The 5,932-nt window shown below is 46.2% G+C and carries 7 protein-coding genes; 2 read left to right on the top strand and 5 right to left on the bottom strand.

Going from position 1 to position 5,932, the window contains the following annotated elements; all coding sequences use genetic code 11:
- Nucleotides 1-297: 297 nt before the first annotated feature.
- Nucleotides 298-531 (top strand): hypothetical protein, encoded by a 234-nt coding sequence (locus F6J94_RS28810; RefSeq protein ID WP_293046695.1) that lies wholly within the window; start codon nt 298-300, stop codon nt 529-531.
- Here F6J94_RS28810 and F6J94_RS28805 read toward each other — a convergent pair.
- Nucleotides 435-1,946 carry a DUF1800 domain-containing protein gene (locus tag F6J94_RS28805; RefSeq protein WP_293046699.1) on the bottom strand — a complete coding sequence of 504 codons (1,512 nt, stop codon included), beginning with the start codon at nt 1,944-1,946 and terminating at the stop codon, nt 435-437. The two genes, F6J94_RS28810 and F6J94_RS28805, sit on opposite strands and share 97 nt — an antisense overlap.
- A 556-nt stretch (nt 1,947-2,502) precedes the next feature.
- On the opposite strand from F6J94_RS28805, the gene F6J94_RS28800 reads away from it, so the two are divergent.
- Nucleotides 2,503-2,766 carry a hypothetical protein gene (locus F6J94_RS28800; protein WP_293020207.1) on the top strand — a complete coding sequence of 88 codons (264 nt, stop codon included), beginning with the start codon at nt 2,503-2,505 and terminating at the stop codon, nt 2,764-2,766.
- A 170-nt stretch (nt 2,767-2,936) separates the two neighbouring features.
- Here the strand turns inward: F6J94_RS28800 and F6J94_RS28795 are convergent, their stop codons facing one another.
- From F6J94_RS28795 to F6J94_RS28780, 4 genes are all read right to left on the bottom strand, one after another.
- Nucleotides 2,937-3,359 (bottom strand): ribonuclease HI family protein, encoded by a 423-nt coding sequence (locus F6J94_RS28795; protein ID WP_293046693.1) that lies wholly within the window; start codon nt 3,357-3,359, stop codon nt 2,937-2,939.
- A gap of 356 nt (nt 3,360-3,715) precedes the next feature.
- Nucleotides 3,716-4,783: a WD40 repeat domain-containing protein gene (locus tag F6J94_RS28790; RefSeq protein WP_293046691.1), complete on the bottom strand. Its 1,068-nt coding sequence runs from the start codon at nt 4,781-4,783 to the stop codon at nt 3,716-3,718.
- The gene (locus tag F6J94_RS28785) at nt 4,780-5,265 is read right to left on the bottom strand and encodes a heavy metal-responsive transcriptional regulator (RefSeq protein ID WP_293046689.1); all 486 of its coding nucleotides are present in this window, start codon (nt 5,263-5,265) and stop codon (nt 4,780-4,782) included. The genes F6J94_RS28790 and F6J94_RS28785 overlap by 4 nt, the downstream gene beginning before the upstream one ends.
- 73 nt (nt 5,266-5,338) lie before the next feature.
- On the bottom strand, nt 5,339-5,647 hold the full coding sequence (locus F6J94_RS28780) for a hypothetical protein (RefSeq protein ID WP_293046697.1): 309 nt from the start codon (nt 5,645-5,647) through the stop codon (nt 5,339-5,341).
- Nucleotides 5,648-5,932: the final 285 nt, after the last annotated feature.

Below are 5,932 nucleotides of genomic sequence, written 5' to 3'. Positions count from 1 at the left end.
GGGAATCGGGAATCGGGAATCGGGAATCGGGAATCGGGAATCGGGAATCGGGAATCGGGAATCGGGAATCGGGAATCGGGAATCGGGAATCGGGAATCGGGAATCGGGAATCGGGAATCGGGAATCGTAGGAAAGAGCTTCGAGGAGTTTTTGGGATTATAATAAATTAATATTATATAATTTGCTTTTATAAAAATAGCAAATTTATTAAAAGTTGATTTAAAAGCATATTTTTTAAATGGCTATTTAAACATCAAAAATTATAATTAATCATTCATACTTCATACTTCAAAAAGTATGGTGCAATCAATTTTATTCCCCCAACTCCCGACTCCCGACTCCCTACTCCCGACTCCCGACTCCCGACTCCCTACTCCCTACTCCCTATTCCCTATTCCCTACTCCCGACTCCCTACTCCCTACTCCCTAATAGATTACCGATACATCATTTCTGGACTGCCCAAAATCAAGGCGGCTCGTAGCTTGGCAGGACTACTGTCGATGACTTCTTTGGTTTGGTCAGAAAAGTGATTAGCTAGGGTTTTTCTGAGTTGGACAGCATCTACAGGTTGACGCTTTTCTTTAGGTTGACGCTGCTCGAAATTACCATTGGCTAATGCGGTGGCAAAGCTGACCCGGCGAATCATCCCATCTGGACTGAGCCAAGCCTTCTCAGTATTTTTGTAACCATTGGGAGTTGGGCAGCCGTAGATGGGCATTCCTAGCTGACGGATAATACCAGAGAGGGTTTTCCATTTGGGCTTTTTACTGCCTGTAGCTCGCACTGCTGAGATGATGTAGTGATAGGGGGATTTAAATTTACTGTTGTAATACTGAGTGTCCCAAAATTCAGGGCTTTGAAATAGGGTTTCTAGAACCTTACGAATATCCCCATCGGTCTTCAAAAAGCGTTGGGCTAGAGTGTCTACTAGCTTTGCTGGTGGCTGATCAGCTACAAAGTACTGGGCTAATTTGTAGCTAATGTAATGGGCGGTGGAGGGATGACGAGCTAGGAGGTCTAGCGCTTGCTCTCCCTCTAGGCTGCCGCTACCTGGAATCGGTGTACCCAGCAAAACCTTATCACTGTAATCATGGCGCTTACTTTCGTAATAAAATCCCTGACCGTCACCGTACTTACCTTCACGGTCAGTAGTCCAGCCAGTCAAGATCCGCGCTAGGGTAATTACATCCTCTTGGGTGTAGCCACCATCTACTCCTAGGGTGTGGAGTTCCATCAGTTCCCGAGCATAGTTTTCATTAAGCCCTTTGTATCGACCACGAGCTCCTGGACTTCCTGGTGCAGTGTTTTGGTGGTTGTCTAAATAGACGAGCATGGCGGGATGGTGAGCTGTAGCACCTAACAAATCCCGAAAACGACCAAGGGCATGGGGTCTAATGGCATCTTGTTCAAAGGAACTAACCCAGATCCGATTCAATCCCTTGCTATCAAAAACATTGAAGTGGTTGAACCAGAAGTCTACCATTACTTCCTGAAGCTGTTGAGGGCTAGCGATCGCTCTGATTAAACGGGCTTCTAATCCCTGCTGCCTAGGTATTTGCGATCGCTTTTGAGCCTGCTTCCGTTCTTGCTGAGTCAGCTGCCGTTTCTTTTTACCTTGTGGTGGTGCATAGCCTTTCCATAGCTCCACTGGATTAAGTTCCAGGGTATCCAAATTCTTGAGTTGTTTCCTCAGTTGTGGCGGTTCAGGAATAGATTTTGGGGAAAGTTGGGACTGAATATAAGCATCAACTCCCATGGATTTCACCCGTTCGATGTCCCCAGGGCGAGGACCAAAACTAACGCGATTGAGGACATGCAATACTTTCGGGTCAGTGGATAAACTGGCAGCGTGCCAAGGCTTGGGTAGTGCCCATAGGAGGATGACTGCCAAGATTAACCCTAATAGCCAGTAGACCGGCTTAAGGTTCAATTTTCCCAGATACATTGGTTTTAGGGAGTAGGGAGTAGGGAGTAGGGAGTAGGGAGTAGGCGGAAGAGTTTTAGTAATAGTGGTTTTACCGCACGAGGAGGGGGGAGTAGAAAAAAATCCTGTGCACCTCACTCGTGATGAGAATTGCGGTTGATTAGTTCCTAAACACTGAGAGTTCTGGCCAGTGGATGATCAGCCACAATTGCCGTTGGCAGTGCCTTTGGTAGACTGGTCTGGATGCAACTGCTGACCTTCATCCTTTTCTTCATACTAATGGGATCTCATTTGCGATTGACCTTTGGTCACGCTACGCGATGAAGCTTCGCTTCCGCTAAAAGCGATCGCATGGTGCAGCAGCAGCGAAGTCTGGCAAGGATCATGCCCTACCCATCACTAGATGCTCAGCCGTTGCTCAGGCAGAAGATACCGGAAGTGGGGTACTTTACCTAACTGTGTTTTCCCTTCAAGCATTAGAATATTAAGAATTGTGTCTAAGTCTTGCTAGAGATTAGTCAAGAATAGATGCAAGACATCAGCAATTCTATATATTCACACCCAAAACAGAAACAAAATGGCAAAACATACTAAGGCTTTCATGTCCCGAACCGTAAAAAAGAATGAGCCTACTGGGGTCAAGTATATGACCAAAAACCAAATGGAGTACTATATGGGTGCCAAGCTTATAGAAATTGGGGTTGAGCCGAAATCAGCTATTTATCGATGGTCAGTAGAAAGCAAAGAAAACGATAACCACGAAGTTTGGACTTACGCTGCCTACTGGGGAGATTCCAAAGAGCAACTGTTGCAAGAGGAGCAGGCATCAAAAGAGAACTGATATTCCATTTCCATTGGGATTGGCAAGAGCCAAGAGTGTGGGGAGAGGGGGGATTCCTCTTGCCTACTCCCTACTCCCTACTCCCTACTCCCTACTCCCTACTCCCTATTCCCTATTCCCTGTTCCCTATTCCCTTTCCTATTGAAATTACTGCAAACCCCACGCATTCTTTACTTCTGGGACTTTTCCAAATCAATACAGTCATTAGCTAACTGGTCAGCTTCAAGGTTTTGGGTTTTGTTAATCCAGATTAATTCGTAGAAATCCAGTTTATCAAGAAGGGTTTTGGCTCGGGTGTGAAAGCTAACTAAATTGTTGTTTTTAACCATATAATCCCCATGGAGCTGGTTAATTACTAGTTCGCAATCCCCATAGATTTTGGCTTCTTTTGCTCCCAGCTTTAGAGTCTTCTGTAGTCCAAGGATTAGTCCCATATATTCACTTTGGTTCTGAGTAGTAAATCCTAAGTATTGAGAGACTGGATAAACTTCACCTTGATACTGAATTATAGCAGCGCATGCGGATTGATTAGTGCGTTTTTTGCTGACACCATCGAAATGAATAATAGCAATATTCTTCGATTTATCTGTCATGATATTGTTTAGCTTGTAGGGAGTTTGGTTGTAAGCATTTAGCCGTCAGCGGTCAGCAGTCAGCGGTCAGTGGTCAGCGGTCAGTGGTCAGTGGTCAGTGGTCAGTGGTCAGTGGTCAGCGGTCAGTGGTCAGTGGTCAGTGGTCAGCCTTTAGCTGATAGCTGATAGCTGATAACTCATAACTGATAGCTGATAGCTGATATAGCAATCCGTGTAGGACTTGTGATAATTTTTGTTCCCCGTTCCCTGTTCCCTGTTCCCTGTTCCCTGTTCCCTGTGTTATAGCTGATAGCTGATAGCTGATCGCTGATAGCTGATCGCTTACCTGTTCCAACCCTACTTTAATTGGTATTTTTTTACTGTCGAGCCACCTCTGTTCTATTCGCCTGCCAAATTTTAATCGTCCGATCAAATCCCCCAGTAGCCAGAAAACGCCCATCCCGACTAAAGGCAAGGGATTGTACCCAATCTTGATGTCCAGTCAACCAAGCAATCTGCTGACCAGTGTTCAAATTCCACAACCGCACCCCATCACGACTAGCACTAGCGAGAATTGTGCCATTAACTGGATTAATTGCGATCGCACGAATCTTTCCAGTATGTTTAGTCAAGGTATACTTAAGCTGCCAAGTCTGCGTATCCCAGACCCTAATCTTACCGTCATAACCACTGCTGACTAGGGTTCTACCATTAGGGGTAAAGGCTAGAGCACTAGTGATACCTTGATGAGCTCGAATAACGTAAAGGGGTTGTCCTGTGTTCAGATTCCAAATTTTAATCGTGCCATTCTTGAGTCCACTTACCAGGGTTTCGGCCTTGGGATGAAGCGCTAGGGAATAGGTTGGATGATCAAAATCTGCCAGAGTGTAAAGGGGACGTTGGTTTCTGATGTCCCACACCCGAATACCATCCAATCCCCCAGTCACTAATACCTTACTATCTGAGGTGATAGCTAGGGAAAGTAAATTGCTAGTATGCCCTAGAAAAGTACGGGTATAGTCTCCTGTGTATTCTTCCTGATTCCATTGCCACAAATTGATTCGACCATCCTCCCCGACACTAGCCAGAATTGTTCCATCAGCACTAAAAGCCAGGTCGGACACTGAGGTTTGGTGTACTCGCAGGCTATCTATTTCACGACCGGTTTTCAGCCACCATAATTTCAGATGAGCATCACTCCTGCTACCCCCACTGAGTAGCACTCGCCCACTGGGACTAAATGACAGAGCATCCACAGCGGTAGAATGGGCTTCAATGGTACGCAGCAATTGAGGAGTTCTCCAAGATTGAGCCTGGTATGAAGCCATTTCCGGTATAGCTGCAACCATTAGCCCGAGTCTTGGTTCCCTAGCGTAGGTGGTACTGGTGACCACTGCCATGATCCCGAGCACAGTTCCCAAAATCGCCAACGGTGTTTTTTTCATTCTGGTTGTTCGCGTAGCGTGGCCTTTTGGCCAAGGTTAGGGCAAATCGTCTTACTTTTCACCGCGTCAGGGGGATGTTCTTGCCAACCCGAAATTATACCCAACAACTCTGACTTTAGTAGTTCCAATGCTTCTATTTGTTCGGTAATTGCGTCAATTTTGTGCAGTAGATGCTGCTTAACCGCTCCACAAGGTAACTCACCAAAGTCATGAATTTTGAGGATGTCTTGAATCTCACTAAGGCTAAGTCCTAGGGATTGGGCGCGTTTGATAAAAGCCAGTCGATTCAACACCTGCCTCGTAAACAGGCGATAGCCAGAAGGGGAGCGGGTTGTGACTGGCGTAAGCAGACCAATTTCTTCGTAATAGCGAATGGTCTTCACGGGCAACCCGCTATGACTAGCTACCTGACCAATTTTGAGCCAGTCCTCTGATGAATTGGTGACAAGATCATTGGTAATTGGTAATTGGTAACTGACCACTGATAACTATCCTCTCCCCTCTGTTTCCCCTATTCCCTTAGGGATGAACAGTGTGATCTTAAAACAGCTTGACCTATCGAGGTGGTTGACGTCGATGTGATTGACCCTTGACAGCACTCAACATCGGTAATGGTGGACGGGAAGAACTGGGGGGAAGATACCGCTCCACAGGTTGCTCAGCCAGTTCAGTTTGCTGACTTTGGCTTTGCCACCAACGGACTGCCACTGCTATTCCCACCATCATCAGTCCAAAACTGAATAATGACCAGCGTCCGCCCACACCACCAATCACAGCATCCACCGCTCCGATAATCACGATGAAGCCTGAGATTGGCTCTTTACGGTAAGCTGACTTCAACACTCGATGCCATAAAGCATTTATCACGGCTTACTACTTACTCTATTTCACAGATTTACTTCTTTTGTAACAGAATAGTTGACACTCCCCGCCCTTGAAGGACGGGGATTCTTAGTTCTACGACACGCCTTGTCTTGATGCAGTCGCTCATGGGGGAAACCCCCAAGACCGCGCTGCATCGCTAAAATTAGCTATCCTGAAAGGCAATATTTAAGCCAAATACCCGTTCATGCATAACCAAGTATCGAGCCTAATTTAACTAATCCCAGTGGGCTTATCTCCCTAAGCGTTGGGCATTTCCCCGTTCCC

Origin of the sequence: Moorena sp. SIO1F2 (assembly GCF_010672755.1) — a bacterium.
Lineage (GTDB): Bacteria > Cyanobacteriota > Cyanobacteriia > Cyanobacteriales > Coleofasciculaceae > Moorena.
The sequence above is the reverse complement of the archived record's forward strand: the minus strand, read 5'-3'. Positions and strand labels throughout refer to the sequence as shown.

What these genes read in the sequence shown, in the direction of transcription:
- F6J94_RS28805 (WP_293046699.1), bottom strand. Translation starts at nt 1,946, where the DNA reads ATGTATCTGGGAAAATTGAACCTTAAGCCGGTCTACTGGCTATTAGGG.
- F6J94_RS28790 (WP_293046691.1), bottom strand. Translation starts at nt 4,783, where the DNA reads ATGAAAAAAACACCGTTGGCGATTTTGGGAACTGTGCTCGGGATCATG.
- F6J94_RS28810 (WP_293046695.1), top strand. Translation starts at nt 298, where the DNA reads ATGGTGCAATCAATTTTATTCCCCCAACTCCCGACTCCCGACTCCCTA.
- F6J94_RS28795 (WP_293046693.1), bottom strand. Translation starts at nt 3,359, where the DNA reads ATGACAGATAAATCGAAGAATATTGCTATTATTCATTTCGATGGTGTC.
- F6J94_RS28800 (WP_293020207.1), top strand. Translation starts at nt 2,503, where the DNA reads ATGGCAAAACATACTAAGGCTTTCATGTCCCGAACCGTAAAAAAGAAT.